Origin of the sequence: Streptomyces sp. ISL-96 (genome assembly GCF_018614035.1) — a bacterium.
Lineage (GTDB): Bacteria > Actinomycetota > Actinomycetes > Streptomycetales > Streptomycetaceae > Streptomyces.
Genome location: NZ_JAGGPA010000026.1, coordinates 16777 through 38442, shown reverse-complemented (window position 1 = coordinate 38442; position 21666 = coordinate 16777). Strand labels below are relative to the sequence as shown.

Genomic DNA, 21666 nt, shown 5'->3' with positions numbered 1-21666 from the left:
ATAGTGCCACTACCTAACTACGAAGGCGAGAAGTGCGATGCCGACACTCCCCTGGTTCACGCCCCACGCCGCTCCGCCAGACGCTCAGGCCTTCGTCATGGCCTCCCGCTTCGAGGTGCGGTCCCTCGGGGACGTACCGCGGTTCTTATGGAAGTCGCTCGCCGCGTGGCGACAGGTGCGCTCCGCGCCGGGGGCGTACGGGGCCTCGCTCATCGCCCAGCCGGTGAAGCGCGTCTTCTACACGCTCTCCGCGTGGGAGAGCCGGGAAGCGCTCTACACGTACGCGAGGACCGAACCGCACCGCGGCATCATGACCGGGCTGCGCTCGACGATGAGCGCCTCGACGTTCACGTTCTGGGAAGTCCCGGCCGGTCGGCTGCCGATCGGCTGGGACGACGCGAAGCGCCGTCTGGCCGCCGAACAGGCGCGGGCTGACGAAGCCGCCGGCTGACGGCCGGTGGCCGGACGGTTGTCAGAGGGGGCCGTTAGCCTGCGGGTATGGGCTGGCTGTGTGGTGGTTTGCGGTGGACGGCGGGGCGGCCGGCGCTTGCCTGGTACGGGGGCGGGGGACGCCTGGAGCACGTCGAGCGCGTCAGTGAGCTGACGTATGGGGGCGACGTCGCGTTCCGGGTGGCGGGCGTCGAGCGCCTGTGTGCCGGGGCGCGCCGGGGTGGGTGTCCGCTGCGCGCCGTGGTGCCGCGACGGAGCAGCGCGGGACAGTGCCCCGAGTGCGCGCGGCTGGACCGGTCGCGGTCGGTGGCGGCGGACACGATGGCCGACGATCCCCGGACGTACGCCGTCTACCTGGCCTGGTTCGGGCCCGGCATGGTCAAGGTCGGGATCACGGCGGACGAGCGCGGGTCCGCCCGGCTGCTGGAGCAGGGGGCGGTCGCGTTCACCTGGCTGGGCCGCGGGCCGCTGATGGCGGCGCGGCGGACCGAGGAGCTGCTGCGGGCGGCGCTGGGGGTGCCGGACCGGATTCCGTACAAGGTGAAGAGGGCCGAGCGCGTCTCGTTGTCCGCGCGGGTGGAGCGGGCGCGGGAGATCGCGGAGTTGCACCGGCGGGCCGGGGCGCTGGCGGGGTGGCCCGAGTCGCTGGAGCGGGCGCCGTTCGAGGCGGTGGACCACGCCGGGGTGTTCGGGCTCGAAGGGCTGCGGCCGATGACCGGCGTGGTGACCGAGCTGGCGCCGGGCGGGGTGGTCGCGGGGCGGCTGCTGGCCGCTGCCGGGCCCGATCTGCATCTGGGGACGGCGGACGGTGGGGTGGTGGTGCTCGATACGCGGCTGATGAGTGGGTGGGAGCTGGTGCAGGCCGCCGCTTCCGGAGCGGGCGCCGGGGTGGGCGTCACTGTGCCGGTGAAGAGTGTGGAGCCGGGGGTGCAAGGCGGACTTTTCTGACGCGAAGGTCAAGAACTGGATCCCCTTTGGATCCCTTGTGGCAATGGGGCTGGACCCGGGGGATGCACGTGCCGGAGGGTGATCGGCATGGACATCAAGCCCGTTGAGGCGCATGAACCGCCCTACTACGCAGTCGTTTTCACGTCAGTGAGGAGGGAGGAGGGGGCCGGCGTCTGGCAGCGGAACGCGGAGCACCGGGCCGTGCAGAAGCAGGGCAGGGCCGAGTGGTACGAGAACTACACCGTTCACGTCGCCAAGGTGGAGCGGAGTTACGGCTTTGAGCGAGGCTGAAGGAGTACGGCGGTTCTGGGAGCGGCTCGGGCTGCCGGGGATCGTCGACGTACACACGCATTTCATGCCGGAGCAGGTGCTCAGGAAGGTGTGGGCGTACTTCGACGCCGTCGGTCCGCTGACCGGCATGGAGTGGCCCATCACCTACCGGCACGAGGAGGACGAACGGGTCGCGCTGCTGCGGGAGTTCGGGGTGCGGCACTTCACCTCGATGCTCTATCCGCACAAGGCGGGGATGGCGGCCTGGCTCAATGGCTGGGCGGCGGATTTCGCCGCCCGGACGCCTGACTGCCTGCATACGGCGACGCTCTTTCCGGAGGACGGAGTGGCGGCGTACGTGCGGCAGGCCGTGGAGAGTGGGGCGCGCGTCTTCAAGTCGCACCTCCAGGTCGGGGCGTACGACCCGAACGACGCGCTGCTCGACCCCGTGTGGGGGCTGTTGGCGGAGGCCGGCATTCCGGTGGTGATGCACTGCGGTTCGGGGCCCGCGCCCGGCAAGCACACCGGGCCCGAGCCGGTCGGCCGGCTGCTGACGCGGCATCCTCGGCTCCGGCTCGTGGTGGCGCACATGGGGATGCCGGAGTACGCCGATTTCCTTGAGCTGGCCGAGCGGTACGGGGAGGTCCGGCTGGACACCACCATGGCCTTCACCGACTTCTCCGAGCGCTTCACGCCGTTCCCCAGGGCCGAGCTGGGGAGGCTGGCGGATCTGGGTGACCGGATTCTGCTGGGGACGGATTTTCCCAATATTCCGTACGGGTATGGGCATCAGCTGGACGCCCTGGAGCGGCTCGGGCTGGGGGACGACTGGCTGCGGGCCGTTTGTTACGGGAACGCGGAGCGGCTCTTCGGGGTGTGAAGGGGCGGCGGGGCGCGTCGTCCGGGTTTCTCAGGGGATTCACAGGAACGGGAAAGAGCGCTCTCAGGGGCGTCGCCCAGCCTGGCCCCCATGCGTACCGAAATGCTCAGACCCGGCGGCGGGCCCGTGCGGGTGCTCGTCGTGGACGACGAGGCGCCGCTCGCCGAGCTGCTGTCGATGGCGCTCCGATACGAGGGCTGGGAGGTCCGCGGCGCCGGTGACGGCGCGGGCGCGGTCCGCTCCGCGCGCGACTTCCGGCCCGACGCGGTCGTACTGGACATGATGCTGCCGGACATGGACGGCCTGGCCGTTCTTGGGCGGCTGCGCTGCGAACTGCCGGACGTGCCTGTGCTGTTTCTGACCGCCAAGGACTCTGTGGAGGACCGGATCGCCGGGCTGACGGCGGGTGGCGACGATTACGTCACCAAGCCGTTCAGCCTTGAGGAGGTCGTGGCGCGGCTGCGCGGGCTGATCCGGCGCTCGGGGGCCGCCGCCGCGGCCGTACGCAGCGAATCGCTGCTGAAGGTCGGCGACTTGGCACTGGACGAGGACAGCCAGGAGGTGGTGCGGGGCGGCGACGGGATTCACCTGACCGCGACCGAGTTCGAGCTGTTGCGCTTCCTCATGCGCAATCCGCGGCGCGTGCTCAGCAAGGCACAGATCCTGGACCGGGTGTGGAGCTACGACTTCGGTGGGCAGGCGAATGTCGTCGAGCTCTACATCTCGTACCTGAGGAAGAAGATCGACGCCGGCCGCCCGCCGATGATCCACACCCGGCGTGGGGCGGGGTATCTGATCAAGCCGGGTGGGTGAGCGCGCGGTGTCCCCGCGCACGCGTTCTGCCGCTGTCGGTACGGCCTCGCTGCCGGCGGCGCTGGCGGCGGCCGGCGACGCGGGCGAGCTGGACCGTATCGCGGACGCCTTCGCCTCCGGGGTCGAGACCAGCCAACTGGTGGGCGCGGTCGCGGTTCTCGCGGGCGGACTGCTGGCCGCGGTGCTGTTGCGGCGGGCGGAGCGGGCAGACTCATCCGGAGCAGCAGCAGCGGCATAGCATCGGGAGCGGGAGAGCGGACCGGAACATTCCGGTCCGCGGCCCGCCCCCGCCCCGCCGGGAGAACGAGGAGTGTGCGCCCATGGTGTCCGCGGCCGACCGCGTCAAGAATCCAGCTCGGAACAGCGTCTGGCTGGAGGGAAAGACATCACGCACCCGCAAGGCCGAACAGCCGGCCGGGCTCGACCGGGACCGGATCACGGCGGTGTCGGTGCGGCTCCTCGATGCGGAGGGGCTCGCGAAGTTCTCCATGCGCCGGCTCGCCGCCGAGCTGAACGTGACCGCCATGTCCGTCTACTGGTACGTCGACACCAAGGACGACCTGCTGGAATTGGCCCTGGACTCCGTCTTCAGCGAGATCACGCCTCCGGCGGAGACCGACGACTGGCGCGACCGGCTGCGCGCACTGGCCACCAGCTACCGGCAGTTGCTGGTCCGGCACGTCTGGGTGTCGCCGCTGATCGGTACGTTCCTGAACATCGGGCCGAACTCGCTGGCGTTCTCGCGGGCCGTGCAGGACGTGATGCGCGCGACCGGGCTGCCGCCGCACGGGCAGATGGGGGGCCTGTCCGCGGTCTTTCAGTTCGTGTACGGATTCGGGACGATCGAGGGCCACTTCGTGCAGCGGTGCGCGTCGGCCGGCATGAGCCAGGACGAGTTCTTCAGGCAGGCGATGGGGACATTCGCCAGCGCACCGGAGCTCCGTGAGACGTTCGAGAGCGCGAAGGATCTGATGGAGGCGCGGGGCGGGGACACGGTGGCGGAGATGCGCGAGCGGGACTTCGATTTCGCGCTGGAGACACTGATCGCGGGCATCGAGGCGATGGCCTCCCGCGCGGGGTAGTGGGTGCCCGCTGCCCTGCGGGGCTTTTCCGCCCTTCGGGCGTGTCCTCAAGCGCCGGACGGGCTGGTTATTGCGGCCAGGGCCGCAAAGCCAGCCACTGCCCGGCAAATCCAGCCCCTCCGGCGCTTGAGGAGCGAGGTCTGGGGCAGCGCCCCAGTTCGGGAAGGGACGGGTCGGGGAAAAGGCCCCGCGCAGCGGCCCGCCCGCCGCCGGACCGCGACGCCGGCCAGGGGCTACACACCCGGCAACCGCTTCCCCCGCACCGCCTGAACGTCCAGCTCAACCCGCAGCGTCGCCCCGATCGCCGAGATCCCCGCCTGAACGACCTGGTTGTAGTTCATGGCGAAGTCGTCCCGCCGCAGCTCCGCCGTCGCCCGGAAGGCCGCCCGTACGCCGCCCCACGGATCCGGCCCGGTCCCCAGGTAGCTGAGGTCCAGGTCGACCTCACGAGCGACCCCGTGCAGCGACAGCTCACCCCGCACCGTCCACCGGTCCGGCCCCGCCGGGACAACGCCCGTACTGCTGTACCTGATCTCCGGAAAGCGCTCCACATCCAAGAAGTCCGGCGACTTCAAATGCCCGTCCCGCATCCCGTTCCCCGTGTCGATGCTCGCCGCACCGATCACCGCCTCCACCCGCGACTTCTCAAGATCCTCCGCGATCTCGATCCGCCCGCCGAATTCCAGGAACCGGCCGTGCACGCTGGAGATCCCCAGATGCTGGGCGACCGCCGCCACCGAGGAGTGCGCAGGGTCGAGCGTCCAGATGCCCGGCGGCGGGAGTTCCACGCCGCCCTGGCGGGCCAGGACGACCGTGCCGGCCTCCGCCCGTCCGGTCGCCGTGACGAACGCCGTGGACGCCGCCGGGGTGTAACCGGCCGCCGTGACGATCACCGTGTAAGGACCGGGTGACAAGGGAGCATCGGTCCTTACCGAACCCTCCTCATCCGCAGCCGCCCGGATCACCTGCGTGCCCGTCATGTCGGTCACGGTCATCACCGCGTGCTGCACGGCCCAGCCGTCCCGGGTCCGTACCTGTGCGCGAAGTCCCATCCCGTTCTCTCTCCTTGCCAACGCATTACGAGGGCCCCGGGGCCGGGGCCGGCAGGCGTCCCCTGCCTGCCGGCTCCGCCACCGGGGCCCGTTTCCACACCGGCCGCAAGACGGATTACTCGCCCGGGTGGGCGAGTTCGATGTCGTGGCCGTCGACGCCCCGGCCCGTGACCGTGAGCGCTCCGGCCACCGGCGGGTAGCCGGTCGCGACGACCGTGTACTCGCCCGAGTCGAGGTCGGCGAAGGCGTACGCCCCGTCGTCCCCGGTGGTGGAGGTGGCGACCACGTTCCCGGCCGCGTCCATCAGCGTCACCCGGGCGTCGGCCAGCGGACGCCGGCCTGCGCCGCCGCGTACCGTGCCCTGGACCAGCGCACCGGCCTGGAGCGCGACCTCGATACGGGTGACGCCCTGGCCGCCGATCTCCACCGGCAGCGCCATCGGCCGGAATCCGGCCGCGTTCACCGCGACCGTCACCGTGCCCGGGATCAGCTCGCCGAAGACGAACTCGCCCTGTGCGGCGGACTTGCCCGTGGCCAGCACATCGCCGCGCACGTCCGTCACGATCACCATCGCGTCCTCCACCGGCAGGCCGCCGTCGGCGGCGCGCACGGTTCCGGTGAGGCCGCTCGTACCGGACAGGAGGATGTCGTACGCGACGGGCTCGTCACCCACGACCACCGTGGAGGCCTGCGGCTGGAAGCCGTCGGCGGAGGCGATCAGGACGTACGAACCGGCTGCCGGGGCGTCCAGCGCGTAACGGCCCTCCTGCGCGACCGCGCGGCCGAGCTGCCGCCCGGCCAGGGAGATCAGCGTGACCGCGGCCCGCGGCACGGCTGCTCCCTCGGCGGTACGGACCGTGCCGTGCAGGGTCCGGCCCGTCACGGGCGGGGCGGGGGTGGCGACGGCCTCGGTGGCGGACACGGGCTGCGGCGTTTCCACAGCGGCCGGCGCCGCATCGTCGTTGGACGACTTCAAAGCGACCTCCTTCACGAACAGCACCAGCACGAGACCGATCAGCGCGATGGGCGCGGCGTACAGGAAGAGGTCGGCGACCCCGTCGCCGTACGCGCTCTCCATGACGGTCCTGACCGGCTTCGGCAGCGCGTCCATGTCCGGGATGGTGTCGCCGGAGCCCGCCGCGCCCGGCTTGATGTGGAGCGCGGCCAGGCCGTCCTCGACGTAATGCGTGATGCGGCTGGAGAGCACCGCGCCGAGCGCGGAGACGCCGACCGCGCCACCGAGGGAGCGGGTGAAGGTGACGAGTGAGCTGGCCGCGCCGAGCTCGGCGGGCTCCACCTGGTTCTGCGAGGCCAGGACCAGGTTCTGCATCATCATGCCGAGGCCGAGGCCGAGGACCGCCATGTAGACGGCGACCTGCCAGTACTCGGTGTCGTACGTGATGGTGCTGAGCAGGCCGAGGCCCGCGACCAGGCCGACACCGCCGCCGACCAGGAAGCCCTTCCAACGGCCGGTCTTAGTGATGATCTGGCCGGAGACCGTGGAGGAGATGAAGAGGCCCGCGATCATCGGGATCGTCATGACGCCGGACATCGTCGGCGACTTGTCCCGCGCCAGCTGGAAGTACTGGCTGAGGAAGACGGTCGAGCCGAACATCGCGACACCGACGAAAAGACTCGCGAAGGACGTGAGGGCGATCGTGCGGTTACGGAAGAAGCGCAGCGGAATCAGGGGCTCCGCGGCCTTCGTCTCGACGAGGATGAAGATGAGCCCGAGCACGACCGAGCCGCCGACCATGGCGTACGTCTGCCACGAGATCCAGTCGTAGTTGTCGCCCGCCAGGGTCACCCAGATCATCAGCAGGGAGACGGAGGCGGCCAGGAAGAAGGCGCCGAGCCAGTCGATCTTCACCTTGCGGCGTACGACCGGGAGCTTGAGGGTCTTCTGGAGGAGTACGAGGGCGATGGCCGCGAAGGGTACGCCGACGTAGAAGCACCAGCGCCAGCCCAGCCAGTCGGTGTCGGTGATGACACCGCCGAGCAGCGGCCCGCCGACCGTGGCGACGGCGAACGTCGCGCCGATGTAACCGGCGTACCGGCCGCGCTCACGCGGCGGGATCATCGCGGCGATCACGATCTGCGAGAGCGCGACCAGACCGCCGGTACCGATGCCCTGGAGCACGCGGAAGGCGATGAGCGTGCCGGTGTTCTGAGAAATGCCTGCGAGCGCCGAGCCGATGACGAAGATGACCAGGGCTATCTGGACCAGCAGCTTCTTGCTGAAGAGGTCCGCCAGCTTGCCCCAGAGGGGCGTGGTCACGGTCATGGAGAGGAGGGCGGCGGTGACGACCCAGGTGTACGCGCTCTGGGTGCCGTCCAGGTCCCGGATGATCTCCGGGAGGGCGTTGGACACGATCGTCGACGACAGCATCGCGACGAACATGCCGAGCAGAAGAACGGTGAGGGCCTCCATGATCTGCCGGTGAGTCATCGGCGCGCCGCCGTCGGAGGGGGAGTGGTGGGGGGACCCCTGCTTGGCGTGGCCGCCCCGCACACCGGCCGGTGTGGTCGTAGCCATTGAATTCCTTTGCTTTACGCGGGTGTTGCGGGTGTCGCGGGTATCGCTGAGTCGTGCTCGAAGTGGTGCGGGGCCCGCGCCCGGCAGTCTCCGCTGTGCTTTGCCGGGGGGCGACCCCCGGACCCCCGGCCGTCAAAACTGCTGCGCAGGCGGGCCAGCATCGTGTTGAGCTGTCCGACCTCGTCGTCGGACCAGTCGTCGAGGGCGCCGGCGAGCGTCTGGGTGTAGCGCTCGGAGAGTTCCTCCAGGAGCGCCCGGCCCGCCGGGTTGAGCCGCAGGATGCGTGAACGCTTGTCGCACGGGTCGGGGGCCCGGTCGATCCAGCCACCCTCCGCCACATGCGCCACGTGCCGGCTGGTTACCGACATGTCGACCGCGAGGAGTTCGGCGAGCCGGCTCATCCGCATCTCGCCGTGCCGGTCGAGGAGGGTGAGTACGGCGGCCGATCCGGCCGGGCAGTGCGCGGGCAGGACGCGTGCGAGATCGCGCTTCACGGCACCTATGGCGCTGAGTTGCCGGGCCAGTTCCTCGAACTGGCTCTGTGCGGCCACGGGCACCTCCGAACGTCTTGTTGCTTAGGGCAACCATAGAAGTAGTTGGTTGCTTCAGGCAAACTAATTCGGGCCTGTGGGGGTAAAGGAACCCAAAAGGCTCCGTGCGCGGCGGGTCAAGGGCGTCCGCACGGCCGGTAAAGCCGCAGATCACACGCATCGGAGGGTCCGGGGGTGTGCGGAGCGGGCCCACTTCGCTAGGGTCGTGCCCCATGGCACACAACCCCCACGCTCCGCAGGGCCCCGAGGGTCAGCACGACCCGGCAGGCAGCACCCAGATGTTCCGCGCCTTCGTAGACGACGGCGAACCGCAGCGGCAGCAGCCGGCCGCGGCCGCCGCGTCGGGCGGACCCAAGACCGGCCTGATCATCGGCGTCGTAGCCGTCGTCGCGATCCTCGCGGCGGTCGCCTGGCTCGCGCTCGGCTGATCACGTTGTAAACGATCACTGCCAGTCGGCGGTGACCTTCTGGGTCTCGATACGCATACCCAGCGGCACCCGCCAGGCGTCCACGCACACGGTGTACGTCTTCTTCACGGCCGCGCCCGCGGCGATCGGCCCGGGCAGCGGCTGGGTCGACATCCTGGTGTCCCAGTCGACGCCGAGAGCGCCGATGATGTGCGTCGCGAAGGTCACGGTGCCCGAACGGACCGCTGATTCCCCGGTGTTGCTGAACGGTACGGTCACCTTCTCGCACCACCGCTTCTCGCCGGCCGCGAGCACAGGGTCACCGAGCTTGAGTACGGCGGGCCCCGCGGGCGGCGCCGGTGAACTCGGCGCCCCGGGCGTTCCGGGCGTTCCGGTCACCGGTGGCTTTGTCGACGTACCGCCATCGCTGCCGCCATTGGTGCCGTTATCGCCGCCGCCGCCGCCGCCACTGTCGCTGCCGTCGCCAGGCACGCCGGGCGCGTCCGTCGAGCCCGGGCTGCCGCCGTCGCCGGACGGCTCCTCGCCGCCGGCGCCGGGCGTACCTCTGTCGTGCTCGTCGGCGCCACTTTCCGGCGCCGAGGACGAGGACGAGGACGAGGCGGAGGGCGAGGATGGAGACGGGGACCCGCGCCCGTCACCACCATCACCATCACCACCACCCCGCGCACTGTCCCCGTCGAGCGGTACCAACTCGACCTTGCCCTCCGGCGGTACGGCCCGTCCCGGCCCCCGCTCCGGCCCCGAGCCCGCCGTGCCGACCGCCACGTACCCGTCGTCGTCGCCGCTCCCGCCGCCGCACGCGGCCAGCACCCCGCCCAGACACAGCACAACCGTCGCGGCGCTCGTCGCAGCGCCTCGGCGGCCGTGTGTCAGACCATGACGTCGCATCGCGCCAGTGTGTCTGACGCACCGTCAATTAGGAAGGGTCCAGCAGGTGTTCAGGTTCAGGGTCCAGCGTCAGTCGGCGATGAGGCCTTCCCTCAGCTGCGAGAGCGTGCGCGTCAGCAGGCGCGAGACGTGCATCTGGGAGATGCCGACCTCTTCGCCGATCTGGGACTGGGTCATGTTGGCGAAGAACCGCAGCATGATGATCTGGCGTTCACGCGGCGGCAGTTTGGCCAGCAGCGGCTTCAGCGATTCGCGGTACTCGACGCCTTCCAGCGCCGTGTCCTCGTATCCGAGCCGGTCCGCCAGCGAACCCTCGCCGCCGTCGTCCTCGGGAGAGGGCGAGTCCAGCGAACTGGCCGTGTAGGCGTTGCCCACCGCCAGCCCGTCGACGACGTCCTCCTCCGACACCCCGAGCACCGCAGCGAGTTCGGGAACGGTCGGCGAACGGTCGAGCTTCTGCGCGAGGTCGTCGCTGGCCTTCGTCAGCGCGAGCCGCAGCTCCTGGAGGCGGCGCGGGACCCGTACCGACCAACTGGTGTCGCGGAAAAAGCGCTTGATCTCGCCCACGACCGTCGGCATCGCGAACGTCGGGAATTCCACGCCCCGTTCGCAGTCGAAACGGTCGATCGCCTTGATCAGGCCGATCGTGCCGACCTGGACGATGTCCTCCATCGGCTCGTTGCGGCTGCGGAACCGAGCCGCGGCGTAACGCACCAGAGGGAGGTTGAGTTCGATGAGCGTGTCCCGTACGTACGTACGGTCAGGGCTGTCCTTGTCCAGGGCGGCAAGCCGCAGGAAGAGCGAGCGGGACAGAGTGCGGGTGTCGATTACTTCCGGCTGTGACGCGACGAGCGGCGGCGGAGGAGCCGTCACCTGGTCGAGCACGGCGGGCATTTCCTTCGTGAGCACCTTCGAGCTGCCCTGATCTGCGGACATGCCGGCCCCCTTTCAAGCACTGAGGTCGCTGACGGTAGCGTCGGGCGCTCCCGTCGGAGGAAGCAGCCTCCACCTGAATACCGGCGGCGGAGCTGCGGCAAACGCGGTTCCAGCAGAATGTCACATGTCGGCAACACGCTGTAGCGCCAAGTCGACAAATCTGCGCAGGAAAAGGGGGGTGTGCGGCTTTTCGGCCATTCGGCGGGTACTACACGATCTGGTTACGCCTCGATTCGATTTGCGGATCGAAGGCGGGCGAAGCTTCTCGCCAGAAGCCTTGACACATGCATCTGCGAGACGCCCAGTTCGGCGCTGATCTGGGACTGTGTCAGGTTGTTGTAATACCGGAGCAGCAGGATCCGTTGTTCGCGCTCGGGCAGCTGTACGAGCAGATGCCGTACGAGGTCGCGATGCTCGACGCCGGCCAGTGCCGGGTCCTCGTACCCGAGCCGGTCGAGCAGCCCCGGCAGCCCGTCACCTTCCTGGGCAGCCTCCAGTGAGGTCGCGTGGTACGAGCGCCCCGCCTCGATACAGGCCAGTACCTCGTCCTCGGAGATCCGCAGGCGCTCCGCGATCTCGGCGGTCGTGGGGGAGCGCCCGTGGGCCGTCGTGAGGTCCTCGGTGGCCCCGCTGACCTGCACCCACAGCTCGTGCAGCCGCCGGGGTACGTGGACGGTCCTGACGTTGTCGCGGAAGTACCGCTTGATCTCGCCCACGACGGTCGGCATCGCGAAGGTCGGGAACTGCACGCCGCGGTCCGGGTCGAACCGGTCGATCGCGTTGATCAGCCCGATCGTGCCGACCTGTACGACGTCCTCCATCGGCTCGTTGCGGCTGCGGAACCGGGCGGCGGCGTACCGCACCAGCGGCAGGTTCGCCTCGATGAGCGCTCCGCGCACGCGGTTGTGCTCGGGTGTCCCCGGGTCCAGCCCCTTCAGCTCCCCGAACAGCACCTGCGTGAGTGCCCTGGTGTCCGCGCCGCGGCTCTTGGGGGTGCCGCCCGCCGGGGGTTCCGGGGCGGTCTCGGGCGGGAGCGGCTGAAGCTGCTGGGGCGGAGCTTGAGGCGCTGTACTGGCCGGCACGGTCACGCCACCCCTCTTCTCGGTCAACCAAGGTCAACTCATCCGTCAAAAGCGGTCATAGCATCACAAGACATGTGCACTGTGTGCAAGCACCGCATAACTCCGTGTTGAGGGGCAAGTTGGGGCGTAAACATACAAAAACCCCGCACCGGACTGGTGCGGGGCCTGCTGACGCGGGGGCTCAGAACTCGTAGTCGGCGATCACCCACGTGGCGAATTCACGCCACTGTCCGGCGGCCGCCTGGTGGGCCGGGTGCTCGATGTACCGCTTCAGCGCATCGCGGTCCTGGACCGCCGAGTTGATGGCGAAGTCGTACGCGATGGGCCGGTCGGTGATGTTCCAGGCGCATTCCCAGAACTCCAGCTCGGGAACGACCCCGTCGAGCGCTTCGAAGGCCTTCACACCGGCGACGACGCGCGGCTCGTCCCGCTCGACACCCTCGTTGAGCTTGAAGAGGACCAGATGGCGGATCAAGGGGCACTCCTTCGATACGGACTTCGGTGCGGAGGGCGTCCGCTTACCTGATTAGCGCGGACATGAAGTCACCGACGCCCTGTGCTGCGCTGGCCACGCCCTCGAACCCTATCTGGACGAGATCGGCCGACCTGTCGGGGTCCGTGATGATCGTGTACAGCACGAAGACCACGAGCATGTACAGCGCGATCTTCTTCGTTTGCACCATCTGTGCGGCCTCCCCTGCCGGTCCCGTGAGTCGCGTGAGTCTAACCGCACAACACGAAAGCCCCGACTCGGGGAGTCGGGGCTTCCGTTCTGAGCGGTAGCGGTGGGATTTGAACCCACGGAGGAGTTGCCCCCTCACACGCTTTCGAGGCGTGCTCCTTAGGCCGCTCGGACACGCTACCGAGAGAGAGCTTAGCCCACGCCGGGCCGTGCTCCGAAATCGGTTCTTCAGCGGTCCCGGAAGAAGGCTGTCAGCTGCGCCGAGCACTCCCTTTCGAGTACGCCCTGGATGACCTCGGGCCGGTGGTTCAGCCGCCGGTCCCGTACGACGTCCCAGAGCGAACCCGCGGCGCCCGCCTTCTCGTCGAGCGCCCCGAAGACGACCCGGTCCACCCGCGACTGTACGAGCGCACCCGCGCACATCGTGCACGGCTCCAGCGTGACGACGAGCGTGCAGCCCGTCAGCCGCCACTCGCCGAGCTTGAGCGCCGCCCTGCGGACGGCCAGCACCTCGGCGTGCGCCGTCGGGTCACCCGTCGCCTCACGCTCGTTGTGGCCCGCCGAGAGCAGCGAGCCGTCGGGGCCCAGCAGGACGGCGCCGACCGGCACGTCGCCGGCCTCCGCCGCCCGCGCCGCCTCGTCCATGGCCAGGCGCATGGGCGCCCGCCACCGGTCCCGTACCGGATCGGGTTCCGGTTCCGGTTCTTCTTCTGTCGCTGCCGGGCTCACTACTGGACGGTCTCCAGTACGTCGGCGGCGCCCAGCGCGTCGGCGATCTCGGCAAGTGCGTCCGTGCTCAGCGCCAGCAGCTCCTTCTCGGACAGGCCGAGGTCCGCCAGGATCCCCGTCTCCCCGAGCGGACCCGCCGGTACGACGCCGCCGTCGTCCGCCGTGAGCTCCTCCTCGTCGTTCTCGTCGTTGAGTGCGTCTTCCGGTTCCCCGTCCTCGGTGCCGTCGAGGTCGACGAGGTCTTCCAGGGCATCCGGGTCCTCGGGGTCCCGGCCGAGCAGTTCGTCGGTGAGCAGGATCTCCCCGTACGAGGAACGAGCGGCCGCGGCCGCGTCCGAGACATAGATACGAGGGTCCTCCTCGCCGTCCACCCGGACGAGGCCGAACCATGCGTCTTCCTGCTCGATGAAGACGATCACCGTGTCGTCGTCGACCGTGGCCTCGCGGGCCAGATCGGTCAGGTCGGACAGGGTTTCCACGTCGTCGAGCTCCGTGTCGCTCGCTTTCCACCCGTCTTCGGTGCGCGCGAGCAGTGCGGCGATGTACACCGTGACTCTCCCACTGTCTTGAGAAGTGCCGGTTGGAGTTCCTCCCGGCCGGAGGGTGTCGCTCAGGTTGTTGCTGAGGTTGGGGAGAAACCGTTTCGCAGCTCCGAGCCCCGCCCACTCGGAATCGTGGCAGAAACAATCGCTCCGCGAGAGGTCTTCCGCTCTTGCGTCGTGTACCAGTTCTGCGAGATAGGCCCTACCAGCGGAAGGTACGCATCCGCATCTGCTGCCGCATCCGGGCCGCTCGGGCCCGGCGTGGCTGTACCCGTTCGCGCAGCGCCTTCGCCTCGTGCAACTCGCGCAGGAACTGGGCGCGCCGCCGCCTGCGGTCGACCAGACCCATGTTTTCCTGCTGTTCCTGTTCTTGTCCGGCTTCCTGTTCCTGATCCTGCTCCTGGTCCCCGTCCGGCATCGGCCCCACCACCCCAAGCCCGCGTCTGTCCCCACCCCACCTTCCCTCCGGCCGGCGTGTTGATGCCAGCGCGGGCGCCCCACATGCCCGGCTACTGTTGACGGCATGCGGATCCACGTCGTCGACCACCCGTTGGTGGCGCACAAACTCACCACGCTGCGCGACAAGCGCACCGACTCCCCGACCTTCCGGCGCCTCGCCGACGAGCTGGTCACCCTGCTCGCGTACGAGGCCACCAGGGACGTGCGCACCGAACAGGTCGACATCCATACCCCCGTGACGTCGACGACGGGCGTGAAACTGTCCCACCCGCGCCCCCTCGTCGTACCGATCCTGCGGGCCGGTCTCGGCATGCTCGACGGCATGGTGCGGCTGCTGCCGACCGCAGAGGTGGGCTTCCTCGGCATGATCCGCAACGAGGACACGCTCCAGGCGGAGACGTACGCGACCCGGATGCCGGAGGACCTCTCCGGCCGCCAGGTGTACGTCCTCGACCCGATGCTGGCCACCGGCGGCACGCTGGTCGCGGCGATCCGTGAGCTGATCAAGCGCGGCGCGGACGATGTCACGGCGGTCGTGCTGCTCGCGGCGCCCGAGGGCGTCGAGCTCATGGAGCGCGAGCTGGCCGGCGCGCCGGTCACCGTGGTCACGGCCTCGGTCGACGAGCGGCTCAACGAGCACGGCTACATCGTGCCGGGCCTCGGCGACGCGGGTGACCGGATGTACGGGACCGCCGGCTAGCCGCTGTTCGTACGCCCAACCGTTCTCGCAGCGTTCTCAGCACTTCCCGGAGGGCGCGGGCGCGGGCCTGGCCAGAGCGGCCAGGGCCTTGTCCGCGTCCTTCTTCGTGGTCAGCGTCTTGAAGGCCGTGCCCAGGATCAGGTCCACGTCGGCGCCTTTGCGCGTGTCGGCCTTGTGTACGGCGCCCTTGAGCTGCGTACCGAGTACGGGCAGGATGCCGGAGGCCGCCTTGGGCGCGCCCAGCAGTATCCCGGCGCCCTTGACCTTCTTGTCGTACTCCGGCGGCGCGTTGCCGACCTTGCCGATGGTGAAGCCGCGCTTCTTCAGCTCGTCGGCGGTTTCCTTGGCGAGGCCGCCGCGCTTGGTCGCGTTGTAGACGTTGACCTTGATGGTGCGCGGCTTGGGCAGGGCCGCGTCGCGCGCCGGTGCGGAGGGTGCGGCGGCCTTCGCCTTCAGCTTGTCGCAGCCCCGCGCGCGTCCGGCGGCCGAGGTCTTCTTCCCGCCGCCGCCCGTGAAGATATCGATGAGCTGCAGTGTCCCCCAGCCGGCGAGGCCGAGGGCCACGATGGAGGCCACCACCGCGAGGATGGCCCTGCGCCGGTTCCGGGGGCGTCGCATACGCGGGTACTTGTCGCCCGTAATGCGGTACTTTCCGCCCATGCCGGGGGGTGTCAGCATGCTCATGGGCGCAGCGTAGTGCGCCTCAGTGATGATGCCTACTAAATGATCAATGACATCGGGTCAGGCCAACCCATAAGGCGCAATGAGACGTCCGTTCGGGCGGCTCGGGAGTCCCGAGCGCGTCACGTGCCGTCGAGTTCGAGGACGCGCGCGTGCAGCACCTGGCGCTGCTGGAGCGCGGCTCGGACCGCGCGGTGCAGTCCGTCCTCCAGGTAGAGGTCGCCCTGCCACTTCACGACGTGGGCGAAGAGGTCGCCGTAGAACGTCGAGTCCTCGGCCAGCAGTGTCTCGAGGTCCAGCTGACCCTTGGTGGTCACCAGCTGATCGAGGCGGACCGGGCGCGGCGCGACATCCGCCCACTGCCGGGTGCTTTCCCGGCCGTGGTCGGGATACGGCCGGCCGTTTCCGATGCGCTTGAAGATCACACGGAAAGCCTACCGGGCGAGGGGGTCCGGGCGCAGCCATGAGGCCGGGGTGCAAAGGTCTTATTCGGCGCCAGAACGGGAGTAAAGCGCGAGCGGAGGCGGATCTTCCGGTGATGCCGGGTCCTCGAGCGGCCGGTCCGCGCCGATTGCGGGCGAGGAGTTCCCCTCATTCGGAGTACGCCCCCGAGCAGCCGTTGACCCGGGCGGCGCCGGCGCGAGAGTGCCCTACTTCGCCGGGGGCTTCTTCTTCGCCGCGGCCTTCGTCTGCTGCTTGAACGCCCGCACCTTCGCCAGCGACTCGGGCCCCCTGATGTCCGCCGCCGACCGGTACGAGCCCTCGTCGCCGTACGACCCCGCCGCCTCCCGCCACCCCTGGGGGCGTACGCCGAGCTGCTTGCCCAGCAGGGCCAGGAAGATCTGGGACTTCTGCTTGCCGAAGCCGGGCAGCGCGTTCAGCCGGGCCAGCAGTTCCTTGCCGGTGGCGACATCGCGCCAGATCGCGGTCGTGTCACCGTCGTACTCGTCCACCAGGTACTGACACAGCTGCTGCACCCGCTTGGCCATCGACCCCGGGTAACGGTGCACGGCCGGCTTGGCCGACAGGAGCTCGGCGAAGGCCTCCGGGTCGTACGCGGCGATCTCGTGCGCGTCGAGGTCGTCGGCGCCCATCCGCTGGGCGATCGTGTACGGGCCCGCGAACGCCCACTCCATGGGGATCTGCTGGTCGAGCAGCATGCCGATCAGGTCGGCTAGCGGGCTGCGGCCGAGCAGTTCGTCGGCTTCCGGTTGCTGGGCGAGGCGGATTTCGGGGCTCATCCCTCGATGATCACGCAAACGCGCCGGCTTCGCACACCTCGTCGGCGTACCCGTCGCAAAAGCCTCTCCGCATACGCAAGACGTTTCGTCTCGCCATCCCGCCGGCCCAAGCCCGTGGGCGTACGGGCCCGACCCGGCCAATGATCGAGGAGTGATCGAGGAGTGGTCGAGGCGACCAACCAGGCCAGAAGGAAGGACGCGCCCATGTCCGACGCGCCACCCCCACCGCCCGGCGACCTCCCCCCGCCCGGCTGGTCCGCCTCCCCGCCGCCGCCCGAGAAGAAGCGCCGGGTCTGGCCCTGGGTCCTCCTCGGCCTGCTGTTTCTCTTCGCCGGCGGCTGCATCGCCGTCATCGCCACCGTCGCCACGGTGGTCGACGACGAGTCGGACCGGACCGTGACCGTGAAGTACGTCGTGACCGGTGACGCCAAGGGCGTCACCATCGCCTACACGACCTGGAGGGACGGGAACGCCTCGTCCGACACCGTGTCCGACGCCCGGCTCCCGTGGCGCAGGGAAGTCGACACCAGTGGCTTCGCCAAGGGCGGCTCCCTGACCGTCACCACCGGGTCCTCCGGCGGCACCGCCACCTGCTCCGTCACGGTGGACGGCGGCGAGCCGCAGACGGCCACCGCCACCGGAAGGTTCGCCACCGCGACGTGTGACGATTTCTGACCCGGCGGGTGCGTCATCCGGCGACGTACTGCCGCAGGTGCCGCGCCGTCAGTGTGTCCCCGTCGGCCACCAGCTCCGCCGGGGTGCCGGTGAAGACCACGCGGCCGCCGTCGTGGCCGCCGCCCGGACCGAGGTCGATCAGCCAGTCCGCCCGCGCCATGACCGCCTGGTGGTGCTCGATGACGACGACCGTGTTCCCGGCGTCGACCAGCCGGTCGAGAAGCGCCAGGAGCTTGTCGACGTCCGCCATGTGCAGCCCGGTGGTCGGCTCGTCCAGGACGTACGTCGTCGACTTCTCCGCCATGTGGATCGCCAGCTTCAGCCGCTGCCGCTCGCCGCCCGACAGGGTGTTGAGCGGCTGGCCGAGGCGGAGGTAGCTCAGGCCGACGTCGGTCAGCCGGCCCAGGATCGCGCGGGCCTGCCCGGACGGGAAGAAGTCGTACGCCTGGGCCATCGACATGCCCAGCACCTCGCTGATGTTCTTGCCGCGCAGGGTGTAGGTGAGTACCTCGGGCGTGAAGCGCCTCCCCTCGCACTTCTCGCAGACCGAGGCCACGCCGGCCATCATGGCGAGGTCGGTGTAGACGAGGCCGAGGCCGTTGCACACCGGGCAGGCGCCCTCCGAATTCGCGCTGAAGAGTGCTGCCTTGACGCCGTTCTCCTTGGCGAAGGCGGTACGGATCGGGCCCAGCAGCCCGGTGTACGTCGCCGGATTGGAGCGGCGCGAGCCCCGGATGGGGGACTGGTCGGCGACCGCCACGCCGTCGCGCACCGACAGGTAACCGTGGATCAGTGAGCTCTTGCCGGACCCGGCGACGCCGGTCACCACGGTCAGTACACCGGTAGGGATGTCGACGGAGACGTCCCGCAGATTGTGCAGGTCCGCGCCCTCGATCGCGATCTTCCCGTGCGGCTCGCGCACGCTCTCGCGCAGCCGCGCCCGGTGTCCGAGGTGGCGCCCGGTGAGCGTCCCCGAGGCGCGCAGGCCGGGTACGTCGCCGCTGTAACAGACCTGCCCGCCCGCCGAACCCGCCCCCGGACCCAGGTCCACCACATGGTCCGCGATCGCGATCACCTCGGGCTTGTGCTCGACGACGAGGACCGTGTTGCCCTTGTCGCGCAGGCGCAGCAGGAGGTCGTTCATGCGGCTGATGTCGTGCGGGTGCAGGCCGATGGTCGGCTCGTCGAAGACGTACGTGACGTCGGTGAGGCTGGATCCGAGGTGGCGGACCATCTTCACGCGCTGCGCCTCGCCGCCGGAGAGCGTGGACGACGTACGGTCCAGGCTCAGATAGCCGAGCCCGATCTCGACCAGCGAGTCCAGGGTGTGGCTCAGGCCCGCGAGCATCGGCGCGACCGACGGATCGGCGATCGTCCGTACGAAGGCGGCCAGGTCGCTGATCTGCATCGCCGAGCACTGGGCGATGTTGACGCCGTCGATCACCGAGGACAGCGCGGCGGCGCTGAGGCGGGTGCCGCCGCAGGCCGGGCAGTCGGTGAAGACCACCGCCCGGTCGACGAAGGCCCGGATGTGGGGCTGCATCGATTCGCGGTCCTTGGAGAGGTAGACGCGCTGGACCTTCACCACGAGGCCTTCGTACGTCACGTTGATGCCGCCGGACTTGATCTTGGTGGACGGCTTGTGGAGGAAGTCGTCCCACTCGGCGGGCGTGAAGTCCTTCAGTTTCGTGTCGGGGTCGTAGAGGCCGGAGTCGGCCATGACCTGCCAGTACCAGGCATCGACCGCGAAACCGGGGACGGTGATCGCCCCTTCCCTGAGGGACAGTTCACGGTCCACGAGCTGATCGACGTCGATCTTCGTCACCTGCCCGATGCCCTCGCACTCGGGGCACATGCCCTCCGCGCTGTTGAAGCTGAAGGCGGTGGAGGTGCCGATGTGAGGGGTGCCGAGGCGGCTGAAGATGATCCGCAGCATCGTGTACGCATCGGTCGCCGTGCCCACCGTAGAACGGGAGTTGGCGCCCATCCGCTCCTGGTCGACGACGATCGCCGCGCTCAGATTGTGCAGGGCGTCGACGTCGGGGCGGCCCATGCTCGGCATGAACGACTGGATGAAGGCCGTGTACGTCTCGTTGATCAGGCGCTGGGACTCCGCGGCGATGGTGCCGAAGACGAGGGAGGACTTGCCCGAACCGGAGACACCGGTGAAGACCGTGAGCCGGCGCTTGGGGAGGTCGACCGACACATTCGCCAGGTTGTTCTCGCGGGCTCCGCGGACCTGGATCACGTTGTGGTGGTCCGCGGTGGTCGGCTGATGGCTGGACGGGTCGGCAGACATTTCCGGCTCTCTTCTTGGATTCGTGGGGAGGGCGGTCGTACAGTCTGTCGATTCAGTGGTCCGCATGGGGCGGAACTCAGCAGTCCGGAAACCGCCGGGCAGGGGTACGGCAGGTACGGCAGCAGGTACGGCAGGGGTACCTTTTCGGCCATGAACTCTCCCGCCGCGCTCGACATCAACCAGGCCCACGCCCGGCTGGCCGACCTGACCGTCATCGACGTACGCGCACCGGGCGAGTACGCCTCCGGACACCTCCCCGGCGCCCACAACGTCCCCCTCGACCGGCTGCACCACGCGCTGCCCGCGATCGAGGAAGCCGCGGAGCAGGGCGAGATCCTGGTCGTCTGCGCGACCGGCACGCGCTCCGAGAACGCCTGCCGGACGCTCGCCGGCCTCGGCGTCACCGCCTCAACCCTCACCGGCGGAACCACCGGCTGGGCGGCGCGCGGGCACGAGCTGAACCGCCCCGCGGGAGGCGGCCGCAGCGCCTGGGCCATGGAGCGGCAGGTCCGGCTCGCCGCCGGGGCCCTGGTCCTGACGGGCCTCGTCCTCGGCCTGCTGCACCCGGCCTGGCAGCTGCTCTCCGCCGGGGTCGCGGGCGGCCTGGTCTTCTCCGCGCTCACCAACACCTGCGGCATGGCAGTGGTCCTGGGCAAGCTTCCGCACAACCGGCCGCGCACCGCGGCAGCGGACCTCGACACGACGCTGGCCGCCCTCAGACAGCGCCGGGGCTGACTTCCGCGGCCGGGCGCGCGTCGCTCATGGCAACGTGATGCCCGCGTACGGGTCGCGCCCGGCGCGGATCTCCTGCACCAGCCCGGCCAGATGCTTCTGCGCCGCCATGAACAGTCCTGGCCCGAAGGTCACCCTGGCCGCGCCCGCCGCCGCCAGGTCGTCGAAGGACAGGGGGCTGCCGGGCCCGTACGCCGCATTGACGGGCGCACCGATGCCGAGCACCAGCGCGCGCAGGGTATGGGCGGACAGGCCGCGCGGGGAGAGCGGGTAGACGCAGTCGGCGCCGGCTTCGACGTAGGCCCGGCCACGGGTGACGGCGTCCGCGAGCAGCTCCTCGTCCATACGGTCGGGGTCGGCGTCGGGGTCGGCGTCGGGGTCGGCGTCGGCGTCGGCGGAGCCGTGCAGGAACGTGTCGATGCGCGCGTTGAGCACCACATCCGGCGCCGCCCGGCGGAAGGCGGCAAGGAACTCGGCCTGTTCGCCGATGTCCACCATGGCGCCGGTACGCGGATCGGAGTCCTCCAGGTTGCAGCCCACCGCGCCGGTTTCCGCCAGCCGTCCGGCGAGCTCGGCGGGCGGCAGGCCGTAGCCGCGCTCCAGGTCGGCGGTCACCGGGAGTTCCACGGCCCGCACGATGCGCGCCACCGCGGCGAACATCTCCGCGGGCGGCGCCGCCTCTTGGTCCTCGTACCCGAGGGCGGGGGCGACCGCGGCGCTGCCGGTGGCGATCGCCGGGAATCCGGCGGCCGCGACGGTGCGGGCGGAGGCGGCGTCCCAGACGTTGGGCAGTACGACCGGCTTGCCCGGGACGTGCAGCGCACGGAGCTCGGCGGCTCGGCGGGCGGCGCTCATGAACGCACCTGCGGGGTGTGGGTGCCGGGGGACGGTGACGGTTTCGGGGTGCTGCTCGGATGGGTCATGTCACCGAGATCAGACAGGAGTTGGCCACCATCCCTGGTCCAATTCCGCGGCGCTCGGCAGGTCCACTTCCACGGGCGTCAGGACCG

Annotated in this window: 27 protein-coding genes and 1 tRNA gene; 11 read left to right on the top strand and 17 right to left on the bottom strand. The window is 69.9% G+C overall.

What is annotated here, in order from left to right; genetic code table 11:
* Positions 1-37 precede the first annotated feature (37 nt).
* The 7 genes from J7E96_RS18330 to J7E96_RS18300 all read left to right on the top strand — a co-directional run bounded on the left by J7E96_RS18330 (position 38) and on the right by J7E96_RS18300 (position 4443).
* Entirely contained in the window at positions 38-451 is a 414-nt protein-coding gene (locus J7E96_RS18330; protein WP_215132717.1) for a DUF3291 domain-containing protein, read from the top strand.
* Positions 452-498: 47 nt separating this feature from the next.
* Positions 499-1398: a DUF2797 domain-containing protein gene (locus J7E96_RS18325; protein WP_215132716.1), complete on the top strand. Its 900-nt coding sequence runs from the start codon at positions 499-501 to the stop codon at positions 1396-1398.
* Between the two features lie 87 nt (positions 1399-1485).
* Complete coding sequence (locus tag J7E96_RS18320) at positions 1486-1689, top strand: hypothetical protein (protein ID WP_215132715.1); 204 nt, start codon at positions 1486-1488, stop codon at positions 1687-1689.
* On the top strand, positions 1676-2548 hold the full coding sequence (locus J7E96_RS18315) for an amidohydrolase family protein (RefSeq protein ID WP_215132714.1): 873 nt from the start codon (positions 1676-1678) through the stop codon (positions 2546-2548). The genes J7E96_RS18320 and J7E96_RS18315 overlap by 14 nt, the downstream gene beginning before the upstream one ends.
* Before the next feature lie 90 nt (positions 2549-2638).
* Positions 2639-3361, top strand: a complete 723-nt coding sequence (locus J7E96_RS18310) for a response regulator transcription factor (protein WP_285439483.1) — start codon at positions 2639-2641, stop codon at positions 3359-3361.
* A gap of 7 nt (positions 3362-3368) precedes the next feature.
* Positions 3369-3599: a hypothetical protein gene (locus J7E96_RS18305; protein ID WP_285439482.1), complete on the top strand. Its 231-nt coding sequence runs from the start codon at positions 3369-3371 to the stop codon at positions 3597-3599.
* A gap of 82 nt (positions 3600-3681) precedes the next feature.
* On the top strand, positions 3682-4443 hold the full coding sequence (locus tag J7E96_RS18300) for a TetR/AcrR family transcriptional regulator (RefSeq protein WP_215132713.1): 762 nt from the start codon (positions 3682-3684) through the stop codon (positions 4441-4443).
* A 233-nt stretch (positions 4444-4676) separates the two neighbouring features.
* On the opposite strand, the gene J7E96_RS18295 is transcribed toward J7E96_RS18300, so the two are convergent.
* From J7E96_RS18295 to J7E96_RS18285, 3 genes are all read right to left on the bottom strand, one after another.
* Positions 4677-5495: a YceI family protein gene (locus J7E96_RS18295; RefSeq protein WP_215132712.1), complete on the bottom strand. Its 819-nt coding sequence runs from the start codon at positions 5493-5495 to the stop codon at positions 4677-4679.
* 115 nt (positions 5496-5610) lie between these two features.
* Positions 5611-8031: an MFS transporter gene (locus J7E96_RS18290; protein ID WP_215132711.1), complete on the bottom strand. Its 2421-nt coding sequence runs from the start codon at positions 8029-8031 to the stop codon at positions 5611-5613.
* 14 nt (positions 8032-8045) lie between these two features.
* Positions 8046-8582, bottom strand: coding sequence for a MarR family transcriptional regulator (locus tag J7E96_RS18285; RefSeq protein ID WP_215132710.1), 537 nt, complete (start codon positions 8580-8582; stop codon positions 8046-8048).
* A gap of 212 nt (positions 8583-8794) precedes the next feature.
* On the opposite strand from J7E96_RS18285, the gene J7E96_RS18280 reads away from it, so the two are divergent.
* A complete protein-coding gene (locus tag J7E96_RS18280) occupies positions 8795-9010 on the top strand; it encodes a hypothetical protein (protein WP_214974126.1) in 216 nt (71 codons plus the stop codon).
* A 15-nt stretch (positions 9011-9025) separates the two neighbouring features.
* On the opposite strand, the gene J7E96_RS18275 is transcribed toward J7E96_RS18280, so the two are convergent.
* From J7E96_RS18275 to J7E96_RS18235, 9 genes are all read right to left on the bottom strand, one after another.
* Complete coding sequence (locus tag J7E96_RS18275; protein WP_215132709.1) at positions 9026-9898, bottom strand: hypothetical protein; 873 nt, start codon at positions 9896-9898, stop codon at positions 9026-9028.
* Positions 9899-9967: 69 nt separating this feature from the next.
* On the bottom strand, positions 9968-10834 hold the full coding sequence (locus tag J7E96_RS18270; protein WP_215132708.1) for an RNA polymerase sigma factor SigF: 867 nt from the start codon (positions 10832-10834) through the stop codon (positions 9968-9970).
* A gap of 221 nt (positions 10835-11055) precedes the next feature.
* Positions 11056-11916, bottom strand: a complete 861-nt coding sequence (locus J7E96_RS18265) for an RNA polymerase sigma factor SigF (protein WP_215132868.1) — start codon at positions 11914-11916, stop codon at positions 11056-11058.
* 181 nt (positions 11917-12097) lie between these two features.
* On the bottom strand, positions 12098-12391 hold the full coding sequence (locus tag J7E96_RS18260) for a Dabb family protein (protein ID WP_215132707.1): 294 nt from the start codon (positions 12389-12391) through the stop codon (positions 12098-12100).
* 43 nt (positions 12392-12434) lie between these two features.
* Positions 12435-12599: a hypothetical protein gene (locus J7E96_RS18255; RefSeq protein ID WP_215132706.1), complete on the bottom strand. Its 165-nt coding sequence runs from the start codon at positions 12597-12599 to the stop codon at positions 12435-12437.
* Between the two features lie 94 nt (positions 12600-12693).
* A tRNA-Ser gene (locus J7E96_RS18250) sits at positions 12694-12780 on the bottom strand.
* Between the two features lie 46 nt (positions 12781-12826).
* Complete coding sequence (gene tadA / locus J7E96_RS18245) at positions 12827-13255, bottom strand: tRNA adenosine(34) deaminase TadA (protein WP_215132867.1); 429 nt, start codon at positions 13253-13255, stop codon at positions 12827-12829.
* 71 nt (positions 13256-13326) lie between these two features.
* Positions 13327-13875 carry a hypothetical protein gene (locus J7E96_RS18240; RefSeq protein WP_215132705.1) on the bottom strand — a complete coding sequence of 183 codons (549 nt, stop codon included), beginning with the start codon at positions 13873-13875 and terminating at the stop codon, positions 13327-13329.
* A gap of 196 nt (positions 13876-14071) precedes the next feature.
* A complete protein-coding gene (locus J7E96_RS18235; RefSeq protein WP_215132704.1) occupies positions 14072-14287 on the bottom strand; it encodes a hypothetical protein in 216 nt (71 codons plus the stop codon).
* A gap of 105 nt (positions 14288-14392) precedes the next feature.
* Between J7E96_RS18235 and upp the strand changes: the two genes are divergently transcribed.
* A complete protein-coding gene (gene upp / locus J7E96_RS18230) occupies positions 14393-15028 on the top strand; it encodes a uracil phosphoribosyltransferase (protein ID WP_215132703.1) in 636 nt (211 codons plus the stop codon).
* A 36-nt stretch (positions 15029-15064) separates the two neighbouring features.
* On the opposite strand, the gene J7E96_RS18225 is transcribed toward upp, so the two are convergent.
* The 3 genes from J7E96_RS18225 to J7E96_RS18215 form a co-directional block, all read right to left on the bottom strand.
* Entirely contained in the window at positions 15065-15712 is a 648-nt protein-coding gene (locus J7E96_RS18225) for a LytR C-terminal domain-containing protein (protein WP_215132702.1), read from the bottom strand.
* 119 nt (positions 15713-15831) lie between these two features.
* Positions 15832-16134: a type II toxin-antitoxin system VapB family antitoxin gene (locus J7E96_RS18220; RefSeq protein ID WP_215132701.1), complete on the bottom strand. Its 303-nt coding sequence runs from the start codon at positions 16132-16134 to the stop codon at positions 15832-15834.
* Positions 16135-16359: 225 nt separating this feature from the next.
* A complete protein-coding gene (locus tag J7E96_RS18215) occupies positions 16360-16950 on the bottom strand; it encodes an HhH-GPD-type base excision DNA repair protein (protein WP_215132700.1) in 591 nt (196 codons plus the stop codon).
* A gap of 162 nt (positions 16951-17112) precedes the next feature.
* Between J7E96_RS18215 and J7E96_RS18210 the strand changes: the two genes are divergently transcribed.
* Positions 17113-17625, top strand: a complete 513-nt coding sequence (locus J7E96_RS18210) for an MmpS family transport accessory protein (RefSeq protein ID WP_215132699.1) — start codon at positions 17113-17115, stop codon at positions 17623-17625.
* Positions 17626-17638: 13 nt separating this feature from the next.
* On the opposite strand, the gene J7E96_RS18205 is transcribed toward J7E96_RS18210, so the two are convergent.
* Positions 17639-19924: an excinuclease ABC subunit UvrA gene (locus tag J7E96_RS18205; RefSeq protein WP_215132698.1), complete on the bottom strand. Its 2286-nt coding sequence runs from the start codon at positions 19922-19924 to the stop codon at positions 17639-17641.
* A gap of 150 nt (positions 19925-20074) precedes the next feature.
* Between J7E96_RS18205 and J7E96_RS18200 the strand changes: the two genes are divergently transcribed.
* A complete protein-coding gene (locus J7E96_RS18200; RefSeq protein ID WP_215132697.1) occupies positions 20075-20659 on the top strand; it encodes a rhodanese-like domain-containing protein in 585 nt (194 codons plus the stop codon).
* A gap of 24 nt (positions 20660-20683) precedes the next feature.
* Here the strand turns inward: J7E96_RS18200 and J7E96_RS18195 are convergent, their stop codons facing one another.
* Positions 20684-21511, bottom strand: coding sequence for an isocitrate lyase/phosphoenolpyruvate mutase family protein (locus J7E96_RS18195; RefSeq protein WP_215132696.1), 828 nt, complete (start codon positions 21509-21511; stop codon positions 20684-20686).
* Positions 21512-21666 lie beyond the last annotated feature (155 nt).